Raw genomic sequence first — 26,377 nt, forward strand, 5'->3', positions numbered from 1 at the left:
ATGTGAAGTTGAGGTGAAGCATGTCAACGCCGGATAATCGTTCTGTTAATTTTTTTAGCTTGTTTCGCCGGGGACAGTATTACTCAAAGACGTGGCCGCTGGAAAAACGCCTTGCCCCGGTCTTTGTCGAAAATCGCGTTATCAAGATGACGCGTTATGCGATCCGTTTTATGCCGCCGATCGCCGTATTTACTCTCTGCTGGCAGATTGCCCTGGGCGGTCAGCTTGGGCCGGCAGTTGCCACTGCGCTGTTCGCTTTAAGTTTACCCATGCAGGGATTGTGGTGGCTGGGCAAACGTTCTGTAACGCCATTACCCCCTGCAATCCTTAACTGGTTTTATGAAGTTCGCGGTAAATTGCAGGAGTCTGGACAGGTGTTGGCACCCGTTGAAGGCAAGCCTGATTACCAGGCATTAGCTGACACGCTTAAGCGCGCCTTCAAACAACTGGATAAAACTTTCCTTGATGATTTGTAATTGACCCCTGATTACGCATATAAAAGAAGGCATACTCAGCCTTCTTTTTTTCACCGTAATAGAGTGATACAGGAGTCAACAATGGAAATGACCAACGCGCAACGTCTTATTTTGTCTAACCAGTACAAGATGATGACTATGCTCGATCCGGCAAATGCTGAACGTTACCGTCGCCTGCAAACAATCATTGAGCGTGGTTATGGATTACAGATGCGTGAACTGGATCGCGAGTTTGGCGAGCTGAAAGAAGAAACCTGCCGCACTATCATCGACATTATGGAGATGTATCATGCGTTGCATGTTTCCTGGTCTAATTTGCAGGACCAGCAATCCATCGATGAACGTCGTGTCACCTTCCTCGGCTTTGACGCCGCCACTGAAGCACGTTACCTCGGTTATGTCCGCTTTATGGTTAATGTGGAAGGGCGCTATACCCATTTTGACGCCGGAACTCACGGTTTTAACGCCCAGACGCCAATGTGGGAAAAATATCAGCGCATGCTTAATGTGTGGCATGCCTGCCCGCGTCAGTACCATTTGAGCGCCAACGAAATTAATCAAATTATCAACGCCTGAGGAGGTCCGCGTGCGGTGCAAAGGTTTTCTGTTTGATCTTGATGGAACGCTGGTGGATTCCCTGCCTGCGGTAGAGCGGGCGTGGAGCAACTGGGCCAGACGTCATGGGTTAGCGCCGGAAGAGGTGCTGGCTTTCATTCACGGTAAACAGGCGATCACCTCTCTGCGCCATTTTATGGCGGGCAAATCCGAGGCTGATATTGCCGCCGAGTTTACGCGTCTGGAGCACATCGAGGCCACGGAAACCGAAGGTATTACCGCGCTTCCGGGGGCAATCGCCTTACTCAATCATTTGAATAAAGCAGGTATTCCGTGGGCCATTGTGACTTCTGGCTCCATGCCGGTAGCGCGAGCGCGCCATAAAATAGCTGGGCTTCCCGCACCAGAGGTGTTTGTAACCGCTGAGCGAGTGAAGCGCGGAAAACCAGAACCTGATGCGTATCTGTTAGGTGCGCAGCTGCTGGGGCTTGCGCCGCAGGAGTGTGTGGTGGTGGAAGATGCTCCCGCTGGCGTGCTTTCAGGCCTGGCGGCGGGTTGTCATGTCATTGCGGTTAACGCTCCGGCAGATACCCCGCGCCTGAATGAGGTCGATTTGGTCCTCCACAGTCTGGAGCAAATTACTGTGACCAAACAGCCAAATGGCGATGTTATTATTCAGTGAAACACCTGATCATGATTTAGCCCCGTCTCGTCGGGGCTTTTTTATGGCAGAATCAAGTCATCCCCCTCAATTAACAAGGATAAGTTGTGAACGGTGAATTGATTTGGGTTCTTTCATTACTGGCCGTTGCCATCGTCTTGTTTGCGACGGGCAGAGTGCGTATGGATGCGGTCGCTTTGTTTGTTATTGTCGCGTTTGCATTAAGCGGAACGCTGACGGTCCCCGAAGTATTTTCCGGCTTTTCCGATCCTAACGTTGTCCTGATTGCCGCCTTGTTCATTATTGGCGATGGTTTGGTCCGTACCGGTGTTGCCACTGTAATGGGGACATGGCTGGTCAAAGTGGCGGGCAACAGTGAAATCAAAATGTTGGTTTTGTTGATGCTGACCGTCGCGGGGCTTGGCGCGTTTATGAGTTCAACCGGCGTTGTCGCTATCTTTATTCCCGTGGTGTTAAGCGTTGCCATGCGTATGCAAACGTCGCCGTCGCGCCTGATGATGCCGTTAAGTTTTGCCGGGCTGATTAGCGGCATGATGACGCTGGTGGCGACGCCGCCGAACCTGGTAGTCAACAGTGAATTGCTGCGTGAAGGCTATCATGGTTTTAGTTTCTTTAGCGTAACACCTATTGGCCTGGTCGTGCTGGTGCTGGGTATTTTGTATATGTTAGTGATGCGTTTCATGCTGAAAGGGGATACCCAGACCCCACAGCGCGAAGGCTGGACGCGTCGAACCTTTCGCGATCTTATCCGTGAATATCGACTGACCGGGCGTGCGCGTCGTCTGGCTATTCGCCCCGGTTCGCCAATGATTGGTCAACGGCTGGACGATCTCAAATTACGTGAGCGTTATGGCGCTAACGTCATCGGTGTAGAACGCTGGCGGCGTTTTCGTCGCGTTATCGTGAACGTTAATGGGGTTTCTGAATTTCGCGCGCGTGACGTTTTGCTTATTGATATGTCTGCGGCTGATGTCGATCTCCGGCAATTTTGTAGTGAGCAATTGCTGGAGCCGATGGTACTGCGCGGCGAGTATTTTTCTGACCAGGCCCTTGATGTGGGCATGGCAGAGATTTCATTAATTCCTGAGTCAGAACTGATTGGTAAATCGGTGCGCGAAATTGGTTTTCGTACCCGCTACGGACTGAATGTGGTGGGGCTAAAGCGCAATGGCGTGGCGCTGGAAGGTTCGCTGGCGGATGAGCCTCTGCTGCTGGGCGATATCATCCTGGTTGTGGGTAACTGGAAACTGATCGGTATGCTGGCCAAACAGGGCCGCGACTTCGTTGCGCTGAACTTACCGGAAGAGGTGAGTGAAGCATCGCCCGCGCACAGCCAGGCACCCCATGCGATTTTCTGTCTGGTGCTAATGGTGGCGTTAATGCTGACCGATGAAATCCCTAATCCTGTTGCCGCTATCATCGCCTGCCTGCTGATGGGGAAATTCCGCTGTATCGATGCTGAAAGCGCCTATAAATCCATTCACTGGCCGAGCATTATTTTGATCGTTGGGATGATGCCGTTTGCTGTGGCATTACAGAAAACGGGAGGTGTCGCGCTGGCGGTGAAAGGGCTGATGGACATTGGCGGCGGTTACGGGCCACATATGATGCTGGGTTGTTTGTTTGTCTTGTCGGCGGTTATTGGGCTATTTATCTCTAATACCGCAACGGCGGTGTTGATGGCTCCGATTGCGCTGGCTGCTGCCAAAACGATGGGTGTGTCGCCTTATCCATTTGCGATGGTCGTGGCGATGGCAGCATCCGCCGCCTTTATGACACCGGTTTCTTCACCGGTAAACACACTGGTTTTAGGCCCGGGAAATTACAGCTTCAGTGACTTTGTGAAGTTGGGGGTACCGTTCACCATTATCGTGATGGCGGTTTGTGTGGTGATGATCCCGATGCTGTTTCCGTTTTGACAAGAGCCTGATGTCGCATCCGGCGCTTATTGCCTGATGCGACGCAGACTCCGGCTGCTTACAGCGGTGAATCCTGGCTAATCTCATCGAGCGAAAGATGGAAGCTGGGAACAAAGACTTCCATGAAGTAGTCCATCTCCTGGCTGCGGCGCGCTTCAAGCGTCGCTTCCAGTCGCGTTTTTGCCAGCAAGAATTCATTATTTCCCGCCGCGAGTTCTTCCAGACATTTCAGATATGCACACAGTGCATCTGCCTGTTTCACCAGCGATTTTTCTTCATCGCTATATGCATGCTCGTCAATTAACGGCGCAAAAATATCCTGCAGCTCTTCCGGAACCATATCGACCAGTTTTTGCTGAGCGATTTTTTCAATAGCCTTGTATTCCTGAGCGATTTGCGAATTGAAGTATTTCACCGGGGTAGGGAGATCGCCGGTAAGCACTTCTGAGGCATCGTGGTACATCGCCAGTAAAGCGATACGTTCGGCGTTGACATTACCGCCAAATTTCCGATTTTTGATAGCTGCCAGCGCATGGGCGACCATCGCTACCTGCAAACTGTGTTCGGACACATTTTCAGTCCGCACGTTGCGCATCAGCGGCCAGCGGTTAATGAGTTTCAGACGGGAGAGATGGGCAAAAAAATGGCTCTGTTTCATAGTGACCTTACGTATGATGACATCATCAGGTCATTGTGGCGGGATAACACTGCCGGATGCAATCTCCGGCAGTGAAATTAAGATTACAGCTGATGATAACCAGAAAGGAAACGCGCGAACTTACTCAAAGACAGCTCGATATCATCGACACGCGGTAGCGTGACAATGCGGAAGTGATCCGGCCACGGCCAGTTGAATGCCGTCCCTTGCACCAACAGAACTTTTTCCTGCAACAGGAAATCCAGCACCATTTTCTGATCGTCGTGAATATTAAAGCGTTTGGCGTCGATTTTCGGGAACATGTACAGCGCACCGCGCGGTTTCACGCAGGAAACGCCCGGAATATCGTTGATCAATTCCCACGCGCGGTTACGCTGCTCATAAAGACGCCCGCCGGGAGTAATAAATTCACTGATGCTCTGATAACCGCCTAGTGCAGTCTGAATGGCGTGTTGCGCAGGAACGTTAGCACACAGGCGCATTGAGGCCAGCATTTCCAGACCTTCGATGTAACCTTTGGCGTGTTTTTTCGGCCCGTTCAACACCATCCACCCCTGACGGAAGCCAGCAACGCGGTACGTTTTCGACAGTCCGTTAAAGGTAATAGTCAGCAGATCAGGTGCCAGCGGCGCAATTGAGTGATGCTCAGCGTCGTCGTAGAGAATTTTGTCATAAATTTCATCGGCGAAGATAATGAGATTATGCTGACGTGCAATCTCCACTATCTCCATTAAAAGCTCTTTGGAATATACCGCGCCAGTTGGGTTATTTGGGTTGATAATAACGATCCCACGCGTACGAGGCGTAATTTTAGCGCGAATATCATCAAGGTCCGGGAACCAGTCAGAGGATTCATCGCAAAGATAATGCACCGCTTTACCGCTGGAGAGCGAAACCGCCGCGGTCCATAGTGGGTAATCAGGTGCAGGAACCAACATTTCGTCGCCGCTGTTCAGCAATGCCTGCATTGCCTGAACGATAAGCTCCGATACACCATTGCCGATGTAAATATCTTCCACGGTAACATCACGCATGCCACGAGCCTGGTAGTGCTGCATGATGGCTTTACGCGCGGAGTAAAGCCCTTTGGAATCGCAATACCCTTGAGCGGTAGGCAGGTTGCGAATCACGTCAACGAGGATTTCATCTGGCGCGTCAAAACCGAACGGGGCAGGGTTGCCGATGTTCAGTTTCAGTACCTTGTTACCTTCTTCTTCCAGGCGTTTTGCTTCTTTCAGCACCGGACCACGGATGTCGTAACAGACATTCTCTAATTTGCTGGATTTTTCAATGGGGGACATGAATCTTGACCTTTTTTGCTGTTATCGCCACTCCCTGCCGTGGAAGTCAGCTTAGAACAATGTACTCCCCCAGGACGGCGTTTTGAAGGTCTGCAGAATAAGATTTTGCCAGAGGGGAAGACTCGATTGTGCTGTTAATAACTTAATAATGGCAAAATAATGAGGTGTATATGCTTAGTAATTAATGTTATGTAGTGAATTGTTCTGATTCTTAATTGTGAGTGTGGTTTTTTTATCTGTAAGATAATTGTTTGAAAATGCCTCGTTTAAGAATTCACTAATGAATCGTGATGATGATATTTCCGCATTACGGAGAGTTTAACAGCGTGATGATTTCCGAGGTGTCGTAATGGGTGCAAGGTGTGAAACTATTGTTAAGCGGGATTAATGAATGAGGATGATGCTAATTAATTATTATTTAATATTCAAAAAGGTTTTGTTGTGCTTATTAATAATAGAAGATTACTTTGCCTAACATAACATAACTTTGCATCAGATAATTCGCAATGACCCTTATAAATAAAAGGTTTTTGGGGTAAAATGCTCGCATAAATGACGGATCCCTGCTCTTGATGCCGCCTCACCATTGCTGTTTGTACGTGTTCGCGTATGACCAGCGATGCTGCACGAGAGTGGAACAAGGACTCACATTTACATTTATACAAACACGCGCATGTCATAAATACAAAAGAGTGAGTAACTTAATAGATATGCGATTCCTGAAGATATATTCTGTGATCTACTTCAGGCATTATAACGGAACAATGTGAGTCGCTTTTTTAGTGCAACTCATATGCATTTTTACTTTCGTCCGGGTTCCGGATGAAACTGCCAGGGAGGCACATTACAAATGGAATTGCTTGTTTGTGTGTGCACAGCATTAACCAGCTCAGTATGAGCCGCCAGTAAGTGATAATATATGATAAGTGCAAATCGTCCGATAATTAACCTCGACCTCGATCTGCTGAGAACATTTGTTGCTGTTGCCGATCTGAACACTTTTGCTGCCGCAGCTGCCGCTGTGTGTCGTACTCAGTCCGCCGTAAGTCAGCAAATGCAGCGTCTGGAACAACTTGTTGGGAAAGAACTGTTCGCTCGTCACGGTCGCAACAAACTGTTAACTGAACATGGCATTCAACTTCTTGGTTACGCCAGAAAAATTCTGCGTTTTAATGATGAGGCCTGCTCATCATTAATGTTCAGTAATCTTCAGGGCGTGTTAACTATCGGTGCTTCAGATGAATCTGCCGATACGATCTTACCTTTCCTGTTAAATCGCGTGAGTTCGGTTTATCCGAAACTAGCGCTGGATGTCCGCGTTAAACGTAATGCCTATATGGCAGAAATGCTGGAATCCCAGGAAGTGGATTTGATGGTAACCACCCATCGTCCTTCAACGTTTAAGGCATTGAACCTGCGTACCTCGCCAACACACTGGTACTGCGCAGCGGAATACGTATTGCAAAAAGGCGAGCCGATCCCTCTTGTATTGCTGGATGATCCTAGCCCGTTTCGCGATATGGTGCTGGCGACGCTTAATAAAGCAGATATTCCATGGCGACTGGCTTATGTCGCCTCGACGCTTCCGGCAGTTCGTGCGGCAGTAAAAGCCGGTCTTGGCGTGACGGCAAGGCCGGTCGAGATGATGAGTCCAGACCTGCGTGTGCTGAGTGGAGTAGATGGCTTACCGCCGCTACCCGATACCGAATATTTGCTGTGCTATGACCCGTCCAGTAATAATGAGCTGGCCCAGGTGATCTATCAGGCGATGGAGAGCTACCATAATCCGTGGCAATACAGCCCAATGTCTGCTCCGGAAGGCGATGACTCATTGTTGATTGAAAGGGATATCGAGTAATCGACGGACCATAGATAATTTCTGAGACAATAGTGTAAAAACGAGCCGCTGGGGGTGTTTTAAACCCCAGCGGCTTTTTTTTAGTAAAAAGCCTTCCTCGTATCGTGCAGAACGTACAAAACTGTTCATTTTTCAATCACCAGAGATTCACGTCCCGAACGCACAAATAATCGCCTGAAAAAAATCACCTGCTACAATGATGTTAAAAAATACGTAAATTTGTTGCTGCGTTTTTGTTATGGAATGACAAAAGCGTGTCACAGATCAAGAAAATACTCTCTTTTGGGGGGAGGAATCGACACAAATTCCTGTCAAAATAGACCCGTATTTTTTCCATTGCTTCACAACGGACACGATTCAACAACATCTAATTATCCTGGAGTCGTCAAGGATCTGGGGTGAAAGGGCATTAAATGCTAATGGTGTTGATATTATGTAAACTAATGTGAAGAAACTTTTGTTAAAGTTGACAAAAGGTTATAGAAAGGAGTAAAAGACCACATCAATTAGCTGTATAAAAGAATTTCTACAGTGATTGTAAGGTTTTTTTTATTCCTCCCCATGAATCGATGTGGCGTCCATCTGCCGTGAAGAGCAGTGAATCTGGCGCTACTTTTGATGAGTAAGCAATGAGTATGTCAACATCCACTGAAGTCATCGCTCATCACTGGGCATTCGCTATCTTTCTTATCGTTGCCATTGGCCTGTGTTGCCTGATGCTGGTAGGCGGTTGGTTTTTAGGCGGTCGCGCACGCGCGAGGTCGAAAAACGTGCCGTTTGAATCCGGTATCGACTCGGTCGGCTCCGCCCGCTTACGCCTGTCCGCCAAGTTTTATCTGGTGGCCATGTTCTTCGTTATCTTCGACGTTGAAGCGCTGTATCTGTTCGCATGGTCAACCTCTATCCGCGAAAGCGGCTGGGTAGGCTTTGTGGAAGCTGCAATTTTTATTTTTGTGTTACTGGCAGGTCTGGTTTATCTGGTGCGTATTGGCGCGCTGGACTGGACGCCCGCGCGTTCACGCCGCGAGCGTATGAACCCGGAAACGAACAGTATCGCTAATCGTCAACGCTAACCGCGAGGCATTAAGATGGATTATACGCTCACCCGCATAGATCCCAACGGTGAGAACGACCGTTACCCCCTGCAAAAGCAGGAGATCGTAACCGACCCTCTGGAGCAAGAAGTTAACAAAAACGTGTTTATGGGCAAGCTCAATGACATGGTTAACTGGGGTCGTAAAAACTCAATTTGGCCGTATAACTTCGGTCTTTCCTGCTGTTACGTTGAGATGGTGACTTCGTTTACCGCGGTGCATGACGTGGCGCGTTTTGGCGCAGAAGTATTGCGAGCTTCGCCGCGTCAGGCTGACCTGATGGTCGTTGCAGGAACCTGCTTTACCAAAATGGCACCGGTTATTCAGCGTCTGTATGACCAGATGCTGGAACCAAAATGGGTTATCTCAATGGGGGCCTGTGCCAACTCCGGCGGTATGTACGATATTTATTCCGTTGTGCAGGGCGTCGATAAATTTATCCCGGTTGATGTGTATATCCCGGGCTGCCCGCCGCGTCCTGAAGCGTACATGCAGGCACTGATGCTGTTGCAGGAATCTATCGGTAAAGAACGTCGTCCGCTCTCCTGGGTGGTTGGCGATCAGGGCGTTTATCGCGCCAACATGCAATCAGAGCGCGAACGCAAGCGCGGTGAACGCATTGCCGTAACCAACCTGCGTACACCTGACGAGATTTAATTTGCGCCTGTCGGCAAAGGGATTTTTCTTCGCTTATTCCTAAATCTATTTCGCGAAGCTTACTGCGCCGACAGTCACCACGGACCATTTGCAATGGTGAACAATATGACCGACTTAACCGCGCAAGAACCCGCCTGGCAGACCCGCGATCATCTTGATGATCCGGTGATTGGCGAACTGCGCAACCGTTTTGGGCCGGATGCCTTTACTGTTCAGGCGACTCGCACCGGGGTTCCCGTTGTGTGGATCAAGCGTGAACAATTACTGGAAGTTGGCGATTTCTTAAAGAAACTGCCGAAACCTTACGTCATGCTGTTTGACTTACACGGCATGGACGAACGTCTGCGCACACACCGCGAAGGGTTACCTGCCGCGGATTTTTCCGTTTTCTACCATCTGATTTCTATCGATCGTAACCGCGACATCATGCTGAAGGTGGCGCTGGCAGAAAACGACCTGCACTTACCGACCTTCACCAAACTGTTCCCGAACGCTAACTGGTATGAGCGTGAGACCTGGGATCTGTTTGGCATTACTTTCGACGGTCACCCGAACCTGCGCCGCATCATGATGCCGCAAACCTGGAAAGGTCACCCGCTGCGTAAAGATTACCCGGCGCGCGCTACCGAATTCTCGCCGTTTGAGCTGACCAAAGCCAAACAGGATCTGGAGATGGAAGCCCTGACCTTCAAACCGGAAGAGTGGGGGATGAAGCGCGGAACCGAAAACGAGGACTTCATGTTCCTCAACCTCGGCCCGAACCACCCGTCGGCGCACGGGGCTTTCCGTATCGTTTTGCAGCTCGATGGCGAAGAGATTGTCGACTGCGTACCAGACATCGGCTACCACCACCGTGGTGCGGAGAAAATGGGCGAGCGCCAGTCCTGGCATAGCTACATTCCGTATACCGACCGTATCGAATACCTCGGCGGCTGCGTTAACGAAATGCCTTACGTGCTGGCTGTAGAGAAACTGGCCGGGATCACCGTGCCGGATCGCGTTAACGTCATTCGCGTAATGCTTTCTGAGCTGTTCCGCATCAACAGCCATCTGCTGTATATCTCCACCTTTATTCAGGACGTCGGCGCGATGACGCCAGTGTTCTTCGCCTTTACCGATCGTCAGAAAATTTACGATCTGGTGGAAGCAATCACTGGTTTTCGTATGCACCCGGCGTGGTTCCGTATTGGCGGCGTAGCGCACGACCTGCCGCGCGGCTGGGATCGCCTGCTGCGTGAGTTCCTCGACTGGATGCCGAAACGTCTGGCGTCTTACGAGAAAGCGGCGCTGCAAAACACCATTCTGAAAGGTCGTTCCCAGGGCGTTGCCGCCTATGGCGCGAAAGAGGCGCTGGAGTGGGGCACCACTGGCGCGGGCCTGCGCGCCACCGGGATCGACTTCGACGTGCGTAAGGCGCGTCCTTATTCTGGCTATGAAAACTTCGACTTTGAAATCCCGGTGGGTGGTGGTGTTTCTGACTGCTACACCCGCGTAATGCTGAAAGTGGAAGAGCTGCGCCAGAGTCTGCGCATTCTTGAGCAGTGCCTCAACAACATGCCGGAAGGCCCGTTCAAAGCGGATCACCCGCTGACCACGCCGCCGCCGAAAGAGCGCACGCTGCAACATATCGAAACCCTGATCACCCACTTCCTGCAAGTGTCGTGGGGTCCGGTGATGCCAGCCAATGAATCTTTCCAGATGATTGAGGCGACCAAGGGGATCAACAGTTACTACCTGACCAGCGACGGTAGCACCATGAGTTATCGCACCCGTATCCGTACGCCGAGTTATGCGCATTTGCAGCAAATTCCGGCGGCGATCCGCGGCAGCCTGGTGTCTGACCTGATTGTTTATCTGGGCAGTATCGATTTTGTTATGTCAGATGTGGACCGCTAATTATGCACGAGAATCAACAACCACAAACCGAGGCTTTTGAGCTGAGTGCGGCAGAGCGTGAAGCGATTGAGCACGAAATGCACCACTACGAAGACCCGCGTGCGGCGTCCATTGAAGCGCTGAAAATCGTTCAGAAGCAGCGTGGCTGGGTGCCGGATGGCGCGATCCACGCGATCGCCGATGTGCTGGGTATTCCGGCGAGCGACGTCGAAGGTGTGGCAACGTTTTATAGCCAGATCTTCCGCCAGCCGGTTGGTCGCCATGTGATCCGTTATTGCGACAGCGTGGTCTGTCATATCAACGGTTATCAGGGTATTCAGGCGGCGCTCGAGAAAAAGCTGAACATCAAACCAGGGCAAACGACATTTGACGGTCGCTTTACGCTGCTGCCAACTTGCTGCCTGGGGAACTGTGATAAAGGGCCAAACATGATGATCGATGAGGACACTCACGCGCATCTGACCCCGGAAGCGATTCCTGAACTGCTGGAGCGGTATAAATGAAAAACATTATCCGAACTCCCGAAACGCATCCGCTGACCTGGCGTCTGCGCGATGACAAACAGCCAGTGTGGCTGGACGAATATCGCAGCAAAAACGGTTACGAAGGCGCGCGTAAGGCGCTGACCGGGCTGTCTCCGGACGAAATCGTTAATCAGGTAAAAGACGCTGGTCTGAAAGGGCGCGGCGGCGCGGGCTTTTCGACTGGTCTGAAGTGGAGCCTGATGCCGAAAGACGAATCCATGAACATCCGTTACCTGCTGTGTAACGCGGATGAAATGGAGCCGGGCACCTATAAAGACCGCCTGCTGATGGAACAACTGCCGCACCTGCTGGTGGAAGGTATGCTCATCTCCGCGTTTGCGCTGAAAGCGTACCGTGGCTACATCTTCCTGCGCGGCGAATATATCGAAGCGGCAGTGAATCTGCGCCGTGCCATTGCCGAAGCCACCGAAGCAGGCCTGCTTGGCAAAAACATTATGGGAACAGGTTTCGATTTCGAACTGTTCGTCCATACCGGGGCAGGGCGCTACATCTGCGGGGAAGAAACAGCGTTAATCAACTCCCTGGAAGGGCGTCGCGCTAACCCGCGCTCGAAGCCACCATTCCCGGCAACCTCCGGTGCATGGGGCAAACCGACCTGTGTCAATAACGTCGAAACCCTGTGTAACGTTCCGGCGATCCTCGCTAACGGCGTGGAGTGGTATCAGAACATCTCGAAAAGTAAAGATGCTGGCACCAAGCTGATGGGCTTCTCCGGTCGGGTGAAAAATCCGGGCCTGTGGGAACTGCCATTCGGCACCACCGCACGCGAGATCCTCGAAGATTACGCCGGTGGTATGCGTGACGGTCTGAAATTCAAAGCCTGGCAGCCAGGCGGCGCGGGTACCGACTTCCTGACCGAAGCGCACCTTGATCTGCCGATGGAATTCGAAAGTATCGGTAAAGCGGGAAGCCGTCTGGGTACGGCGCTGGCGATGGCGGTTGACCATGAGATCAACATGGTGTCGCTGGTGCGTAACCTGGAAGAGTTTTTCGCCCGTGAGTCCTGCGGCTGGTGTACGCCGTGCCGCGACGGTCTGCCGTGGAGCGTGAAAATTCTGCGTGCGCTGGAGCGTGGCGAAGGTCAGCCGGGCGATATCGAAACACTTGAGCAACTGTGTCGATTCTTAGGCCCGGGTAAAACTTTCTGTGCCCACGCACCTGGTGCAGTGGAGCCGTTACAGAGCGCCATCAAATATTTCCGCGAAGAATTTGAGGCGGGAATCAAACAGCCGTTCAGCAATACCCATTTGATTAATGGGATTCAGCCGAACCTGCTGAAAGAGCGCTGGTAACCGAATTTCGATTAACGCTCAGTCTCTGACTGAGAAAACTGGAAGCATGCTAATGGCTACAATTCATGTAGACGGCAAAGAATACGAGGTCAACGGAGCGGACAACTTGCTGGAAGCTTGTCTGTCTCTGGGCCTTGATATTCCTTACTTTTGCTGGCATCCGGCGCTGGGAAGCGTCGGTGCTTGCCGCCAGTGTGCGGTGAAGCAATACCAAAACGCGGAAGACACGCGTGGTCGCCTGGTGATGTCCTGTATGACACCGGCTTCCGATGGCACCTTTATTTCCATTGACGATGAAGAAGCGAAACAGTTCCGTGAAAGTGTGGTCGAGTGGTTAATGACCAACCACCCGCACGACTGTCCGGTATGTGAAGAAGGCGGTAACTGCCATCTTCAGGATATGACCGTGATGACCGGACACAGCTTCCGTCGCTACCGTTTCACCAAACGTACCCACCGTAATCAGGATTTGGGGCCATTCATCTCTCACGAAATGAACCGCTGCATCGCCTGTTACCGCTGCGTGCGTTACTACAAAGATTACGCTGACGGCACGGACCTGGGCGTTTACGGTGCGCACGACAACGTCTACTTCGGTCGCCCGGAAGACGGCACGCTGGAAAGCGAATTTTCCGGTAATCTGGTCGAGATTTGCCCGACCGGCGTATTCACCGACAAAACGCACTCCGAGCGTTACAACCGTAAATGGGATATGCAGTTTGCGCCGAGCATCTGCCAGCAATGTTCCATCGGCTGTAACATCAGCCCCGGCGAGCGTTATGGCGAACTGCGTCGAATCGAAAACCGTTACAACGGTACAGTAAACCACTACTTCCTCTGCGACCGTGGTCGTTTCGGTTACGGTTACGTCAACCTGAAAGATCGTCCGCGTCAGCCAGTACAGCGTCGTGGCGATGATTTCATTACCCTCAACGCCGAACAGGCAATGCAGGGCGCGGCAGATATTCTGCGTCAGTCGAAGAAAGTGATCGGCATTGGTTCTCCGCGTGCCAGCGTGGAAAGCAACTTTGCGCTGCGTGAGCTGGTGGGCGAAGAAAACTTCTACACCGGTATCGCTCACGGTGAGCAGGAGCGTCTGCAGCTGGCGCTGAAAGTGCTGCGTGAAGGTGGTATTTATACGCCGGCACTGCGCGAAATCGAATCTTACGATGCGGTACTGGTGCTGGGCGAAGACGTTACCCAGACCGGGGCGCGTGTCGCGCTGGCAGTGCGTCAGGCGGTGAAAGGTAAAGCGCGCGAAATGGCGGCAGCACAGAAAGTGGCTGACTGGCAGATTGCGGCAATCCTCAATATTGGCCAACGAGCGAAGCATCCGCTGTTTGTTACCAACGTTGATGACACCCGTCTGGATGATATCGCGGCGTGGACTTACCGCGCACCGGTTGAAGATCAGGCGCGTTTAGGTTTTGCCATCGCCCATGCGCTGGACAACTCAGCACCAGCGGTTGACGGTATCGAACCTGAGCTGCAAAGCAAAATCGACGTCATCGTGCAGGCTCTGGCGGGGGCGAAGAAACCGTTGATTATCTCCGGGACGAACGCCGGCAGCGCTGAAGTTATTCAGGCGGCGGCTAACGTCGCAAAAGCCCTGAAAGGTCGCGGCGCTGACGTCGGTATCACCATGATTGCCCGTTCCGTCAACAGCATGGGGCTGGGCATTATGGGCGGTGGATCGCTTGAAGAAGCGTTAACCGAACTGGAAACCGGACGCGCCGACGCGGTGGTGGTGCTGGAAAACGATCTGCATCGTCACGCTTCCGCTACCCGCGTGAATGCTGCGCTGGCGAAAGCGCCGCTGGTGATGGTGGTTGACCATCAACGCACAGCGATTATGGAAAACGCCCATCTGGTACTTTCCGCCGCCAGCTTTGCTGAAAGCGACGGTACGGTAATTAATAATGAAGGTCGCGCCCAACGTTTCTTCCAGGTTTACGATCCGGCTTATTACGACAGCAAAACTGTCATGCTGGAAAGCTGGCGCTGGTTACACTCGCTGCACAGCACCCTGCTGAGCCGTGAAGTGGACTGGACGCAGCTCGACCACGTGATTGACGCTGTTGTGGCGAAAATCCCGGAACTGGCAGGTATCAAAGATGCTGCGCCGGATGCGACATTCCGTATTCGTGGGCAGAAACTGGCCCGTGAGCCGCACCGTTACAGCGGTCGTACCGCCATGCGCGCCAACATCAGCGTTCATGAGCCGCGTCAGCCGCAGGATATTGACACCATGTTCACCTTCTCGATGGAAGGTAACAACCAGCCGACCGCGCACCGTTCGCAAGTGCCGTTTGCCTGGGCACCGGGCTGGAACTCCCCGCAGGCGTGGAACAAATTCCAGGACGAAGTGGGCGGCAAACTGCGCTTTGGCGATCCAGGCGTGCGTCTGTTTGAAACCAGCGAAAATGGTCTGGATTACTTCACCAGCGTACCGGCACGCTTCCAGCCGCAAGACGGGAAATGGCGTATCGCGCCGTACTACCACCTGTTTGGCAGCGATGAATTGTCACAGCGTGCTCCGGTTTTCCAGAGCCGTATGCCACAGCCGTACATCAAACTTAACCCGGCGGATGCCGCGAAGTTGGGTGTGAACGCGGGCACTCGCGTCTCCTTTAGCTACGATGGCAACACGGTCACTCTGCCGGTTGAAATCGCCGAAGGGCTGACGGCAGGGCAGGTGGGCTTGCCGATGGGTATGTCCGGCATTGCTCCGGTGCTGGCTGGCGCGCATCTTGAGGATCTCAAGGAGGCACAACAATGAGTTGGATATCACCGGAACTGATTGAGATCCTGCTGACCATCCTCAAAGCGGTGGTGATCCTGCTGGTGGTTGTCACCTGTGGGGCATTCATGAGCTTTGGCGAACGTCGCCTGCTGGGTCTGTTCCAGAACCGTTACGGACCTAACCGTGTTGGCTGGGGCGGTTCGCTCCAGCTGGTTGCGGACATGATCAAGATGTTCTTTAAAGAAGACTGGATCCCGAAATTCTCGGATCGCGTCATCTTTACCCTGGCACCGATGATTGCCTTTACCTCGCTGCTGCTGGCCTTTGCGATTGTGCCAGTCAGCCCAGGTTGGGTGGTTGCCGACCTGAACATCGGGATTTTGTTCTTCCTGATGATGGCCGGTCTGGCGGTCTACGCGGTGCTGTTTGCGGGCTGGTCAAGTAACAACAAATACTCGTTGCTGGGGGCGATGCGTGCTTCTGCGCAGACTCTGAGCTACGAAGTGTTCCTCGGGCTTTCCCTGATGGGCGTGGTGGCGCAGGCCGGTTCATTCAACATGACCGACATCGTCAACAGCCAGGCGCATGTGTGGAACGTCATCCCGCAATTCTTTGGTTTTATTACCTTTGCCATCGCGGGCGTGGCGGTGTGTCACCGTCACCCGTTTGACCAGCCGGAAGCCGAGCAGGAACTGGCGGATGGTTACCACATTGAATATTCCGGTATGAAGTTCGGTCTGTTCTTCGTGGGTGAGTACATCGGGATTGTGACCATCTCTGCATTGATGGTGACGCTGTTCTTCGGTGGCTGGCAAGGCCCGTTGTTACCGCCATTCATCTGGTTCGCGCTGAAAACCGCGTTCTTTATGATGATGTTCATTTTGATTCGTGCGTCGTTACCGCGTCCGCGTTATGACCAGGTAATGTCCTTCGGCTGGAAAATCTGCCTGCCGCTGACGCTGATCAACTTGCTGGTAACGGCGGCTGTCATTCTCTGGCAGGCGCAATAAGGGGCAATAAGACCATGACCTTAAAAGAATTGTTAGTAGGTTTCGGCACCCAGGTTCGTAGTATCTGGATGATCGGCCTGCACGCGTTCGCCAAACGCGAAACGCGAATGTACCCGGAAGAGCCGGTCTATCTGCCGCCCCGTTATCGTGGTCGTATCGTTCTGACCCGCGATCCGGACGGCGAAGAGCGTTGCGTAGCCTGTAACCTCTGTGCGGTAGCCTGCCCGGTCGGCTGTATCTCGTTGCAAAAAGCAGAAACCAAAGACGGTCGCTGGTATCCGGAATTTTTCCGCATCAACTTCTCACGCTGCATTTTCTGTGGCCTGTGCGAAGAAGCCTGTCCGACCACGGCGATTCAGTTAACCCCGGATTTCGAAATGGGGGAATACAAGCGCCAGGATCTGGTTTACGAGAAAGAGGATCTGCTGATCTCCGGTCCGGGCAAATACCCGGAATATAACTTCTACCGGATGGCAGGTATGGCAATCGACGGCAAAGATAAGGGCGAAGCAGAGAACGAAGCCAAGCCTATCGACGTCAAGAGCCTGTTACCGTAAGGAGAGGGGCAATGGAGTTCGCTTTTTATATCTGTGGCCTGATAGCCATACTTGCGACCTTGCGAGTGATCACCCATACCAATCCGGTACACGCACTGCTGTACCTGATTATTTCGCTGCTGGCGATCTCTGGGGTGTTCTTCTCACTGGGCGCTTACTTTGCCGGTGCGCTGGAAATTATCGTCTACGCGGGTGCCATTATGGTGCTGTTCGTGTTCGTGGTGATGATGCTCAACCTGGGCGGTTCAGAAATTGAACAGGAACGCCAGTGGCTGAAACCGCAGGTGTGGATTGGTCCGGCGATTTTGTCGGCCATCATGCTGGTGGTGATTGTTTACGCCATTCTCGGTGTTAACGATCAAGGTATCGACGGTACGCCAATCAGTGCTAAAGCAGTGGGTATTACGCTGTTCGGGCCTTACGTACTGGCGGTGGAACTGGCTTCTATGCTGCTGCTCGCGGGTCTGGTTGTGGCCTTCCACGTCGGTCGTGAAGAGCGTGCGGGTGAAGTGCTGAGCAATCGTAAAGACGACAGCGCGAAAAGAAAAACGGAGGAGCACGCATGATCCCCTTACAACATGGACTGATCCTCGCGGCAATCTTATTCGTTCTTGGCTTAACTGGTCTGGTTATCCGTCGCAATCTGCTGTTTATGCTGATTGGTCTGGAAATCATGATTAACGCCTCTGCGCTGGCCTTTGTGGTCGCCGGAAGCTACTGGGGCCAGACCGACGGTCAGGTGATGTATATTCTCGCCATCAGCCTCGCGGCGGCAGAAGCGAGTATCGGCCTAGCGCTGCTGCTGCAACTTCACCGTCGTCGCCAGAACCTGAACATCGATTCAGTAAGTGAGATGCGCGGATGAACATGCTTGCCTTAACCATTATTTTGCCATTGATTGGCTTTGTCCTGCTGGCGTTCTCCCGTGGGCGCTGGTCTGAAAACGTCTCGGCGATCGTTGGCGTTGGCTCTGTAGGCCTGGCGGCACTGGTAACTGCCTTTATTGGCGTCGACTTCTTCGCTAACGGCGAGCAGGCATACAGCCAGCCGCTGTGGACATGGATGTCGGTAGGCGACTTTAACATCGGTTTTAACCTGGTGCTGGACGGCCTGTCGCTGACCATGCTCTCGGTGGTCACTGGTGTGGGTTTCCTTATTCACATGTACGCCTCCTGGTATATGCGCGGTGAAGAGGGCTACTCTCGCTTCTTCGCTTACACCAACCTGTTCATCGCCAGCATGGTAGTTCTGGTGCTTGCCGACAACCTGCTGCTGATGTACCTCGGCTGGGAAGGCGTGGGCCTGTGCTCCTATCTGCTGATCGGTTTCTATTACACCGATCCGAAGAATGGCGCAGCGGCAATGAAAGCGTTCGTCGTGACCCGTGTGGGTGACGTCTTCCTCGCTTTCGCGCTGTTCATTCTTTACAACGAACTGGGCACCCTGAACTTCCGCGAAATGGTGGAACTGGCACCAGCGCACTTTGCTGACGGCAATAACATGCTGATGTGGGCGACGCTGATGCTGCTGGGCGGTGCGGTCGGTAAATCTGCGCAGTTGCCGTTGCAGACATGGCTTGCCGACGCGATGGCGGGCCCGACGCCTGTCTCCGCGCTGATCCACGCCGCAACGATGGTAACCGCGGGTGTCTACCTGATCGCCCGTACCCACGGCCTGTTCCTGATGACGCCGGAAGTTCTGCATCTGGTGGGCATTGTTGGGGCGGTTACGCTGCTGCTGGCCGGTTTTGCGGCGCTGGTACAGACCGACATCAAACGTGTTCTCGCTTACTCTACCATGAGCCAGATTGGCTACATGTTCCTCGCGCTTGGCGTACAGGCATGGGATGCGGCGATTTTCCACTTGATGACTCACGCGTTCTTTAAAGCGCTGCTGTTCCTGGCATCCGGTTCCGTCATTCTGGCCTGCCATCACGAACAGAACATCTTCAAGATGGGCGGTCTGCGTAAATCTATTCCGCTGGTTTATCTCTGCTTCCTGGTGGGCGGCGCAGCACTGTCGGCACTGCCGCTGGTCACTGCGGGCTTCTTCAGTAAGGATGAGATCCTCGCGGGTGCGATGGCGAATGGTCATATCAATCTGATGGTGGCTGGTCTGGTCGGTGCGTTTATGACCTCGCTCTACACCTTCCGTATGATTTTCATCGTCTTCCACGGAAAAGAACAAATTCACGCTCACGCCGTGAAAGGGGTAACTCACAGCCTGCCGCTGATTGTGCTGCTGATCCTTTCCACCTTCGTTGGCGCACTGATTGTACCGCCGCTGCAGGGCGTGCTCCCGCAAACGACGGAGCTGGCGCACGGCAGCATGTTGACCCTGGAAATTACCTCTGGTGTGGTCGCGGTGGTCGGCATTCTGCTGGCAGCCTGGCTGTGGCTGGGTAAACGTACTCTGGTGACCTCCATCGCCAACAGTGCTCCGGGCCGTCTGCTGGGCACCTGGTGGTACAACGCCTGGGGCTTTGACTGGCTGTACGACAAAGTGTTCGTCAAGCCGTTCCTGGGTATTGCCTGGTTGCTGAAACGCGATCCGCTGAACTCAATGATGAACATCCCGGCTGTCCTTTCCCGCTTTGCAGGTAAAGGTCTGCTGTTAAGCGAGAACGGTTATCTGCGCTGGTATGTGGCATCCATGAGCATCGGTGCGGTCGTGGTGCTGGCACTGTTGATGGTACTGCGTTGAGTTAAGGATTGTGGGATTGCCCCTGGGCATATAAGAACGTAGGTCGGATAAGCCGCATTCGCGGTGCATCCGACACTACCCCCAGTCCGAAGAGAATTTTCTGTCGTGAGAATTCGTTGAAAATCCGGTCCTGACGGGACTTTTACAAGGAATAAAGATCGCCATGTTACTACCCTGGCTAATATTAATTCCCTTTATCGGCGGCTTCCTGTGCTGGCAGACCGAACGCTTTGGCGTCAAGGTGCCGCGCTGGATCGCGCTGATCACCATGGGATTGACGCTGGCGCTGTCGCTGCAACTGTGGTTGCAGGGCGGTTATTCACTGACGCAATCCGCCGGAATTCCGCAGTGGCAGTCTGAATTCGACATGCCGTGGATCCCGCGTTTTGGTATCTCTATCCATCTCGCCATTGACGGGCTATCGCTGCTGATGGTCGTGCTGACCGGTCTGCTCGGTGTGCTGGCGGTACTCTGTTCGTGGAAAGAGATCGAAAAATATCAGGGCTTCTTCCACCTCAACCTGATGTGGATCCTGGGCGGCGTTATCGGCGTGTTCCTTGCCATCGACATGTTCCTGTTCTTCTTCTTCTGGGAAATGATGCTGGTGCCGATGTACTTCCTGATCGCACTGTGGGGGCATAAAGCCTCTGACGGTAAAACGCGTATCACGGCGGCAACCAAGTTCTTCATTTACACCCAGGCGAGTGGTCTGGTGATGTTGATCGCCATCCTGGCGCTGGTTTTTGTTCACTACAATGCGACCGGCGTCTGGACCTTCAACTATGAAGAGCTGTTGAATACGCCAATGTCCAGTGGTGTGGAATATCTGTTGATGCTGGGCTTCTTCATCGCGTTTGCGGTGAAAATGCCGGTGGTTCCGCTGCATGGCTGGCTGCCGGATGCGCACTCACAGGCTCCGACCGCCGGTTCCGTTGACCTCGCGGGGATCTTGCTGAAAACTGCCGCTTACGGTTTGCTGCGTTTCTCCCTGCCGCTATTCCCGAACGCGTCGGCAGAGTTCGCGCCAATCGCTATGTGGCTGGGTGTTATCGGCATCTTCTACGGTGCGTGGATGGCCTTCGCCCAGACCGATATCAAACGTCTGATCGCCTACACCTCGGTTTCCCACATGGGCTTCGTGCTGATTGCTATCTATACCGGCAGCCAGTTGGCCTACCAGGGCGCGGTAATCCAGATGATTGCGCACGGCTTGTCGGCGGCGGGTCTGTTTATTCTCTGCGGTCAGCTTTATGAACGTATCCATACCCGCGACATGCGCATGATGGGCGGTCTGTGGAGCAAGATGAAATGGCTGCCAGCACTGTCGCTGTTCTTTGCGGTGGCAACGCTTGGGATGCCAGGCACCGGTAACTTCGTCGGCGAATTTATGATTCTGTTCGGCAGCTTCCAGGTTGTCCCGGTGATTACCGTTATCTCTACCTTTGGGCTGGTCTTTGCATCTGTTTATTCGCTGGCGATGTTGCATCGCGCTTACTTCGGTAAAGCGAAAAGCCAGATTGCCAGCCAGGAACTGCCAGGGATGTCGCTGCGTGAGCTGTTTATGATCCTGTTGCTGGTGGTGCTGCTGGTACTGCTGGGCTTCTATCCGCAGCCGATTCTGGATACCTCGCACTCCGCGATTGGCAATATCCAGCAGTGGTTTGTTAATTCCGTTACTACTACAAGGCCGTAAATCGCCATGACAATAACTCCACAAAACCTGATCGCACTGCTACCGTTGCTGATCGTCGGCTTGACGGTGGTGGTTGTGATGCTCTCCATTGCGTGGCGACGCAATCATTTCCTCAACGCTACGCTCTCGGTTATTGGGCTTAACGCGGCGCTGGTTTCGCTCTGGTTTGTCGGCCAGGCGGGCGCTATGGACGTTACGCCGCTGATGCGCGTTGATGGTTTCGCCATGCTTTACACCGGGCTGGTATTGTTGGCGAGCCTCGCCACCTGTACTTTCGCCTACCCGTGGCTTGAAGGCTATAACGACAACAAGGACGAGTTCTACCTGTTGGTGTTAATTGCCGCGCTGGGCGGGATCCTGCTGGCGAATGCCAACCATCTGGCGTCTCTGTTCCTCGGTATTGAACTGATCTCTTTGCCGCTGTTTGGCCTGGTCGGTTACGCTTTCCGCCAGAAACGTTCGCTGGAAGCCAGTATCAAATACACTATCCTTTCTGCCGCAGCGTCTTCTTTCCTGCTGTTCGGTATGGCGCTGGTGTATGCGCAGTCTGGCGACCTGTCGTTTGTCGCGCTGGGTAAAAACCTCGGCGACGGTATGCTCAACGAGCCGCTGTTGCTGGCAGGTTTCGGCCTGATGATTGTTGGCCTTGGCTTCAAACTCTCTCTGGTGCCGTTCCACCTGTGGACGCCAGACGTATACCAGGGCGCGCCTGCGCCGGTTTCCACTTTCCTGGCGACGGCGAGCAAAATCGCTATCTTCGGCGTGGTGATGCGTCTGTTCCTTTACGCTCCGGTGGGTGACAGTGAAGCGATTCGCGTGGTGCTGGCGATTATCGCCTTTGCCTCTATCATCTTCGGTAACCTGATGGCGCTGAGCCAGACCAATATCAAACGTCTGCTTGGTTACTCATCTATCTCTCACCTCGGCTATCTGCTGGTGGCGCTGATTGCGCTGCAAACCGGCGAGATGTCGATGGAAGCGGTAGGGGTTTACCTGGCCGGTTATCTGTTCAGCAGCCTCGGCGCGTTCGGCGTGGTCAGCCTGATGTCCAGCCCGTATCGTGGCCCGGATGCTGATTCCCTGTTCTCTTACCGCGGACTGTTCTGGCATCGTCCGATCCTCGCGGCGGTGATGACGGTGATGATGCTGTCTCTGGCCGGTATTCCGATGACGCTGGGCTTTATTGGTAAGTTCTACGTGCTGGCGGTCGGTGTCCAGGCACACTTGTGGTGGCTGGTGGGTGCCGTGGTTGTCGGTTCGGCAATCGGCCTCTACTACTACCTGCGCGTGGCTGTGAGCTTGTATCTTCACGCCCCGGAACAACCGGGTCGCGATGCACCATCAAACTGGCAGTACAGCGCGGGCGGTATCGTGGTGCTGATCTCTGCACTGTTGGTACTGGTGCTGGGTGTATGGCCACAACCGCTGATTAGCATTGTGCGGTTAGCAATGCCGCTGATGTAAGCTGTCAGTTCGTAAGTCAGAAAGCCGCCGACATGTTCGGCGGTTTTTTTTGGTGCCCTGACCCCATCACCCAACAATAACCGTCAGCGCATGATTCCCTTGTCGCAGCATACGTCGATACGCACTAATCAGCTTTTCCATATCAAGCATGATCGAAGCAAAGAGCTGCCCCTCTAACTCTTCTGAAAAGGTCACTCCCGGATAAATCTCCATTTCATTGAGTCGTTTAATGGAAAACTGTTTACGCAGCTCACTTCGATCCAGTGATTCCAGGCGATCGATTGTCGCGGCTAACTCCTGATTCCAGGTCAATCCCAGGAAGCCATCTATGCCATCTTCGAGGCTGTGTTCACCAAGCACGGCACGACTCAGCGGATCATTCTTCGCGGGATCAAAAGCAGAGGTGCCTGTCAGCCCAAAGTGTAAAAAATCCCAGCGTTTATCAATATCCAGTCGGCGTAATCCTGAAAGCGTGTCATGTATATTATCCATCAAAGGTTTTTGAGTAGACTCAAGAAGTTGGTTAATCTTTTCTGAGTCAATTTCTGCAAAATAGCCAATCATTCCCATTTATTTTTCCTCCGTTGAATTTCATGTTTCGCATCTTAAAACAGACGAGGGAAAATAAAATGCGCATGTTGCTTTTTCTGGATCCTCCTCGAGAAATTTTATTGTTTACTGTTGTATAACAAGGTGATAACGCCATCCACGACCTGAGCCATTTTCTGATAATTCAATCTGTCTGCGGTATCACCGGGCAAGTGGTATTGTTTATTACGATAAAAAGCGGTGTCGGTAATCATTACGGCGGGAATATCGTGTTGCCAATAATTAAGGTGATCAGAGAAATCAATACCGGGAATAAACCCTGGGGCATTCATAGAATAAACAGATAAATCCCGGGATGACAACAATGCCGCTTTTAGCTGACGAACGGCGTTGATATCCTGCATTCTGCCGACCACGGCAATAAAGTCTCCCCGATCGGGATAAAGCCAGGACATTGCCGGGTAAGGGTAATTCTGACTACCAGGCGCAGAGTCGTAATAGCCAATCATCTCCAGCGCTATCATTAATCTCACTGGACGCTCAAGCGAAGCTGCATGTACCGCGCTCCCCATTTCATCGCTACGAAAGAAGGGCGGCTCTTCCGACGCATAGGCGACCAGCTGCACGCCAGTTTTCGGTACTTGCTGATGTAACAAACGTGCCAGTTCGAGTAATCCTGCCACACCGCTGGCGTTATCATCCGCGCCCGGCGTATAGGTCAATTGATCGTTTTCATAACTGCTGGCAGAGTCATAGTGCGCACCAATAATAATCAGCGGTCCATCGGCAGGACCATAATCAGCAACAATGTTTTTGTAGGGGCCACCCGCAATGGGGACATCCTGCGAGGTAACTCTGGCACCGCTACTGACAAAGACCTCTTTTATATACTCTGCGGACCTATTCAGATTATCAATATTGTCGGCACTACGTGGATGTACAGTTTGTGTAAGATAACGAACTGTTTTTTCTAATTGCTCAGGACTTGCGTGTCGGGGCGTTGGCGGCAATGCATTGACCCAAGGTTGGTAAAAAATAATAAAAGGAAGCGATAGTAGTAATGATATAAAATAAAGAGGTGTCATTTTTTTCATATGTAAATTATCAATAAAAGGCGTTATTTTATAATTATTTATAATGAGTTGTGAGTGTTTATTTTATTACGGTTGGTAGAGATATACAAAAAGTATTTTTTTACAGTGGGTTCGCTATTTTAAAAAGGAATTCATATGAGAAAAAAATATAATTATGTTATTTATTGGCAGATTGAATTGACAGGGGGCAGAAATCTGAGGGTAAGAAAAGTCAGCAACTACAATCCACTACATCAACAGACCAGAAATCGCGTGCCGCGATACGCTGGAAATACCCGTAGATTGAACTGGTGGATGGTGTGACTGGCATCAGTCAGTGATGACTTTTTAGCAAACTATGTTCGACCAGTCAGCATATTTGCTGATTGGTCGAATTGATTAACAATAATGTTAACTTACTCTTTTTCCTGATGCTCTATTTTTGGGTTGTGAGTGTGTTTTTTCTAATTGTGTATAAGAAGCATTGATTAGTGCATCGCCATATTTATCTAAATAACAATTTCTGTTTATCAGTCGATGTTGGAAATCAATTTCGTACTGCTCTTCTGCTGAATATTTTTTAAATCTGTCAGCATAGTTTTTTAATAACGTATAGGGGGAGCTGTCAGAATTGCTTTCCCTTTGTTCAATCACTTCCTGGGCTGCCATGCACACAAATGCACCGCAACTTTGGCTTAAGTATTGCTGAAGATCGGCATGTAAAAATATTATCTCTGGTTCAGTTAAATGATCTGTTATATTATCATTATTCGGCATTTCCCCAATGAATTTAGAATTGAAACTATTAATGACACGCTTAAGTGAATTTTCTTTATCATGGCCTAGTGCACGTAATGAGTTGAATATGACGCATTTTATTTGTTGTGTGTTGTTTTTTTCATTAACTATTTTTTGGAGCGAAACTAATATCCAGTGTCCGCCAGTATTTATGGGGAATAACTGGACTGCTTTCGGCCATGATGGATCGCTCTTAATATTATCATTGAGAGCGATTTCCAGGTAAGTGCTGTTGGAATCGGGGAGGTAGAGACTAGTAGGATAATTGACTTGAGTATTTTTTGCATTAGCGGCGATCTTCTGAAGATAGCAATCTATTTCATCCGTGGTTAATTGACGATTTTTATCCCAGAAGTTTGTACCATCACTCAGTTCATTATTCTTATCATTTAAAAGCACCTTTGAAAGCGACTGTTTTTCTGATATAAGAGGAATTTCATCACCGATAATTGTCATTAATTTTGACGGGGAGAATAGCTTTTCGAACAGGAGATTATCTGAATTATCCGGACCAGCTGGTTTAAGGGGGGAGTTGGTTGCGGTATGTGCCAAATTATATAATTTTAAACAGGCATTTTTGATAAGTCGGATAATCGATAGGGGTTCATTTGTTGGGGTTCTAACAATATGGTAAAGAATATCTTCAGCTTTTTTTCCAAATTCATCATAACCTAACGCAATATTATGCAGTAACTCAATGCTTTCTTCATCTCCGGATAACGCTGTTTTTTTTAAAGACTGCAGTAATTCCTCGGTCACAGTAAATTTTTCTGCAAATGTCTGACAGAGTTGGGTTTGAGATAATTGACAATAATTGCTGACAACTGTAACCATCATAGGCTCCTTTTAGTTGC

The 26,377-nt window shown here is 51.7% G+C and carries 23 protein-coding genes; 18 read left to right on the forward strand and 5 right to left on the reverse strand.

Annotated features, from left to right (window positions below; genetic code table 11):
- Positions 1–20: 20 nt before the first annotated feature.
- The 4 genes from yfbV to ACJHXB_RS20300 all read left to right on the forward strand — a co-directional run bounded on the left by yfbV (position 21) and on the right by ACJHXB_RS20300 (position 3,632).
- Positions 21–476: a terminus macrodomain insulation protein YfbV gene (yfbV, locus tag ACJHXB_RS20285; RefSeq protein ID WP_185172377.1), complete on the forward strand. Its 456-nt coding sequence runs from the start codon at positions 21–23 to the stop codon at positions 474–476.
- 81 nt (positions 477–557) lie between these two features.
- A complete protein-coding gene (locus ACJHXB_RS20290; RefSeq protein WP_000426124.1) occupies positions 558–1,052 on the forward strand; it encodes a YfbU family protein in 495 nt (164 codons plus the stop codon).
- A gap of 10 nt (positions 1,053–1,062) precedes the next feature.
- Positions 1,063–1,713: a hexitol phosphatase HxpA gene (hxpA, locus tag ACJHXB_RS20295; protein ID WP_001203389.1), complete on the forward strand. Its 651-nt coding sequence runs from the start codon at positions 1,063–1,065 to the stop codon at positions 1,711–1,713.
- An 86-nt stretch (positions 1,714–1,799) separates the two neighbouring features.
- Entirely contained in the window at positions 1,800–3,632 is a 1,833-nt protein-coding gene (locus ACJHXB_RS20300) for an SLC13 family permease (RefSeq protein WP_001012899.1), read from the forward strand.
- A 58-nt stretch (positions 3,633–3,690) separates the two neighbouring features.
- Here the strand turns inward: ACJHXB_RS20300 and yfbR are convergent, their stop codons facing one another.
- Both yfbR and alaA read right to left on the reverse strand, forming a co-directional pair.
- Positions 3,691–4,290 carry a 5'-deoxynucleotidase gene (gene yfbR, locus ACJHXB_RS20305; protein WP_000813854.1) on the reverse strand — a complete coding sequence of 200 codons (600 nt, stop codon included), beginning with the start codon at positions 4,288–4,290 and terminating at the stop codon, positions 3,691–3,693.
- A gap of 83 nt (positions 4,291–4,373) precedes the next feature.
- The gene (gene alaA / locus ACJHXB_RS20310; protein ID WP_000074527.1) at positions 4,374–5,591 is read right to left on the reverse strand and encodes an alanine transaminase AlaA; all 1,218 of its coding nucleotides are present in this window, start codon (positions 5,589–5,591) and stop codon (positions 4,374–4,376) included.
- Positions 5,592–6,510: 919 nt separating this feature from the next.
- On the opposite strand from alaA, the gene lrhA reads away from it, so the two are divergent.
- The 14 genes from lrhA (at position 6,511) to nuoN (ending at position 23,103) form a co-directional block, all read left to right on the forward strand.
- On the forward strand, positions 6,511–7,449 hold the full coding sequence (gene lrhA / locus ACJHXB_RS20315; RefSeq protein ID WP_000622290.1) for a transcriptional regulator LrhA: 939 nt from the start codon (positions 6,511–6,513) through the stop codon (positions 7,447–7,449).
- Positions 7,450–8,078: 629 nt separating this feature from the next.
- Positions 8,079–8,522 (forward strand): NADH-quinone oxidoreductase subunit NuoA, encoded by a 444-nt coding sequence (gene nuoA / locus ACJHXB_RS20320; protein WP_000062997.1) that lies wholly within the window; start codon positions 8,079–8,081, stop codon positions 8,520–8,522.
- 15 nt (positions 8,523–8,537) lie between these two features.
- Positions 8,538–9,200 (forward strand): NADH-quinone oxidoreductase subunit NuoB, encoded by a 663-nt coding sequence (gene nuoB / locus ACJHXB_RS20325; protein ID WP_000386733.1) that lies wholly within the window; start codon positions 8,538–8,540, stop codon positions 9,198–9,200.
- 93 nt (positions 9,201–9,293) lie between these two features.
- A complete protein-coding gene (gene nuoC, locus ACJHXB_RS20330) occupies positions 9,294–11,096 on the forward strand; it encodes an NADH-quinone oxidoreductase subunit C/D (protein ID WP_000247867.1) in 1,803 nt (600 codons plus the stop codon).
- Between the two features lie 2 nt (positions 11,097–11,098).
- The gene (gene nuoE / locus ACJHXB_RS20335) at positions 11,099–11,599 is read left to right on the forward strand and encodes an NADH-quinone oxidoreductase subunit NuoE (RefSeq protein WP_000545042.1); all 501 of its coding nucleotides are present in this window, start codon (positions 11,099–11,101) and stop codon (positions 11,597–11,599) included.
- Complete coding sequence (gene nuoF / locus ACJHXB_RS20340; RefSeq protein WP_000789500.1) at positions 11,596–12,933, forward strand: NADH-quinone oxidoreductase subunit NuoF; 1,338 nt, start codon at positions 11,596–11,598, stop codon at positions 12,931–12,933. The genes nuoE and nuoF overlap by 4 nt, the downstream gene beginning before the upstream one ends.
- A gap of 52 nt (positions 12,934–12,985) precedes the next feature.
- Positions 12,986–15,712: an NADH-quinone oxidoreductase subunit NuoG gene (gene nuoG, locus ACJHXB_RS20345; protein ID WP_001296257.1), complete on the forward strand. Its 2,727-nt coding sequence runs from the start codon at positions 12,986–12,988 to the stop codon at positions 15,710–15,712.
- Positions 15,709–16,686, forward strand: a complete 978-nt coding sequence (nuoH, locus tag ACJHXB_RS20350) for an NADH-quinone oxidoreductase subunit NuoH (RefSeq protein WP_000118507.1) — start codon at positions 15,709–15,711, stop codon at positions 16,684–16,686. The genes nuoG and nuoH overlap by 4 nt, the downstream gene beginning before the upstream one ends.
- Positions 16,687–16,700: 14 nt before the next feature.
- The gene (nuoI, locus tag ACJHXB_RS20355; RefSeq protein WP_000172749.1) at positions 16,701–17,243 is read left to right on the forward strand and encodes an NADH-quinone oxidoreductase subunit NuoI; all 543 of its coding nucleotides are present in this window, start codon (positions 16,701–16,703) and stop codon (positions 17,241–17,243) included.
- Between the two features lie 11 nt (positions 17,244–17,254).
- On the forward strand, positions 17,255–17,809 hold the full coding sequence (gene nuoJ, locus ACJHXB_RS20360) for an NADH-quinone oxidoreductase subunit J (protein ID WP_000393511.1): 555 nt from the start codon (positions 17,255–17,257) through the stop codon (positions 17,807–17,809).
- On the forward strand, positions 17,806–18,108 hold the full coding sequence (gene nuoK, locus ACJHXB_RS20365) for an NADH-quinone oxidoreductase subunit NuoK (RefSeq protein WP_000612644.1): 303 nt from the start codon (positions 17,806–17,808) through the stop codon (positions 18,106–18,108). Before nuoJ ends, nuoK begins: the two co-directional genes overlap by 4 nt.
- On the forward strand, positions 18,105–19,946 hold the full coding sequence (gene nuoL, locus ACJHXB_RS20370) for an NADH-quinone oxidoreductase subunit L (protein ID WP_001056618.1): 1,842 nt from the start codon (positions 18,105–18,107) through the stop codon (positions 19,944–19,946). Before nuoK ends, nuoL begins: the two co-directional genes overlap by 4 nt.
- A gap of 163 nt (positions 19,947–20,109) precedes the next feature.
- Positions 20,110–21,639, forward strand: coding sequence for an NADH-quinone oxidoreductase subunit M (gene nuoM / locus ACJHXB_RS20375; RefSeq protein WP_000926441.1), 1,530 nt, complete (start codon positions 20,110–20,112; stop codon positions 21,637–21,639).
- 6 nt (positions 21,640–21,645) lie between these two features.
- Complete coding sequence (gene nuoN / locus ACJHXB_RS20380; RefSeq protein ID WP_000156701.1) at positions 21,646–23,103, forward strand: NADH-quinone oxidoreductase subunit NuoN; 1,458 nt, start codon at positions 21,646–21,648, stop codon at positions 23,101–23,103.
- A gap of 66 nt (positions 23,104–23,169) precedes the next feature.
- Here nuoN and ACJHXB_RS20385 read toward each other — a convergent pair whose 3' ends face one another.
- The 3 genes from ACJHXB_RS20385 to ACJHXB_RS20395 all read right to left on the reverse strand — a co-directional run bounded on the left by ACJHXB_RS20385 (position 23,170) and on the right by ACJHXB_RS20395 (position 26,360).
- Positions 23,170–23,673, reverse strand: coding sequence for a YfbM family protein (locus tag ACJHXB_RS20385; RefSeq protein WP_000525377.1), 504 nt, complete (start codon positions 23,671–23,673; stop codon positions 23,170–23,172).
- Positions 23,674–23,771: 98 nt separating this feature from the next.
- On the reverse strand, positions 23,772–24,746 hold the full coding sequence (locus tag ACJHXB_RS20390; RefSeq protein ID WP_001604680.1) for a M28 family metallopeptidase: 975 nt from the start codon (positions 24,744–24,746) through the stop codon (positions 23,772–23,774).
- A 390-nt stretch (positions 24,747–25,136) separates the two neighbouring features.
- Positions 25,137–26,360, reverse strand: coding sequence for an ElaD/SseL family deubiquitinase (locus tag ACJHXB_RS20395; RefSeq protein ID WP_019843083.1), 1,224 nt, complete (start codon positions 26,358–26,360; stop codon positions 25,137–25,139).
- Positions 26,361–26,377 lie beyond the last annotated feature (17 nt).

The sequence above is a fragment of the Escherichia sp. WS3227_2 genome, assembly GCF_046486495.1.
GTDB lineage: Bacteria > Pseudomonadota > Gammaproteobacteria > Enterobacterales > Enterobacteriaceae > Escherichia > Escherichia coli.

Bases quoted from the DNA above. Each gene is read 5' to 3' on its own strand.
- ACJHXB_RS20390 (WP_001604680.1), bottom strand. From the start codon at position 24,746: ATGAAAAAAATGACACCTCTTTATTTTATATCATTACTACTATCGCTT.
- nuoL (WP_001056618.1), top strand. From the start codon at position 18,105: ATGAACATGCTTGCCTTAACCATTATTTTGCCATTGATTGGCTTTGTC.
- ACJHXB_RS20385 (WP_000525377.1), bottom strand. From the start codon at position 23,673: ATGGGAATGATTGGCTATTTTGCAGAAATTGACTCAGAAAAGATTAAC.
- nuoH (WP_000118507.1), top strand. From the start codon at position 15,709: ATGAGTTGGATATCACCGGAACTGATTGAGATCCTGCTGACCATCCTC.
- nuoF (WP_000789500.1), top strand. From the start codon at position 11,596: ATGAAAAACATTATCCGAACTCCCGAAACGCATCCGCTGACCTGGCGT.
- nuoM (WP_000926441.1), top strand. From the start codon at position 20,110: ATGTTACTACCCTGGCTAATATTAATTCCCTTTATCGGCGGCTTCCTG.
- nuoG (WP_001296257.1), top strand. From the start codon at position 12,986: ATGGCTACAATTCATGTAGACGGCAAAGAATACGAGGTCAACGGAGCG.
- nuoI (WP_000172749.1), top strand. From the start codon at position 16,701: ATGACCTTAAAAGAATTGTTAGTAGGTTTCGGCACCCAGGTTCGTAGT.
- nuoE (WP_000545042.1), top strand. From the start codon at position 11,099: ATGCACGAGAATCAACAACCACAAACCGAGGCTTTTGAGCTGAGTGCG.
- nuoJ (WP_000393511.1), top strand. From the start codon at position 17,255: ATGGAGTTCGCTTTTTATATCTGTGGCCTGATAGCCATACTTGCGACC.
- nuoN (WP_000156701.1), top strand. From the start codon at position 21,646: ATGACAATAACTCCACAAAACCTGATCGCACTGCTACCGTTGCTGATC.
- yfbV (WP_185172377.1), top strand. From the start codon at position 21: ATGTCAACGCCGGATAATCGTTCTGTTAATTTTTTTAGCTTGTTTCGC.
- ACJHXB_RS20290 (WP_000426124.1), top strand. From the start codon at position 558: ATGGAAATGACCAACGCGCAACGTCTTATTTTGTCTAACCAGTACAAG.
- ACJHXB_RS20395 (WP_019843083.1), bottom strand. From the start codon at position 26,360: ATGATGGTTACAGTTGTCAGCAATTATTGTCAATTATCTCAAACCCAA.
- nuoA (WP_000062997.1), top strand. From the start codon at position 8,079: ATGAGTATGTCAACATCCACTGAAGTCATCGCTCATCACTGGGCATTC.
- lrhA (WP_000622290.1), top strand. From the start codon at position 6,511: ATGATAAGTGCAAATCGTCCGATAATTAACCTCGACCTCGATCTGCTG.
- yfbR (WP_000813854.1), bottom strand. From the start codon at position 4,290: ATGAAACAGAGCCATTTTTTTGCCCATCTCTCCCGTCTGAAACTCATT.
- nuoB (WP_000386733.1), top strand. From the start codon at position 8,538: ATGGATTATACGCTCACCCGCATAGATCCCAACGGTGAGAACGACCGT.
- nuoC (WP_000247867.1), top strand. From the start codon at position 9,294: ATGGTGAACAATATGACCGACTTAACCGCGCAAGAACCCGCCTGGCAG.
- alaA (WP_000074527.1), bottom strand. From the start codon at position 5,591: ATGTCCCCCATTGAAAAATCCAGCAAATTAGAGAATGTCTGTTACGAC.
- nuoK (WP_000612644.1), top strand. From the start codon at position 17,806: ATGATCCCCTTACAACATGGACTGATCCTCGCGGCAATCTTATTCGTT.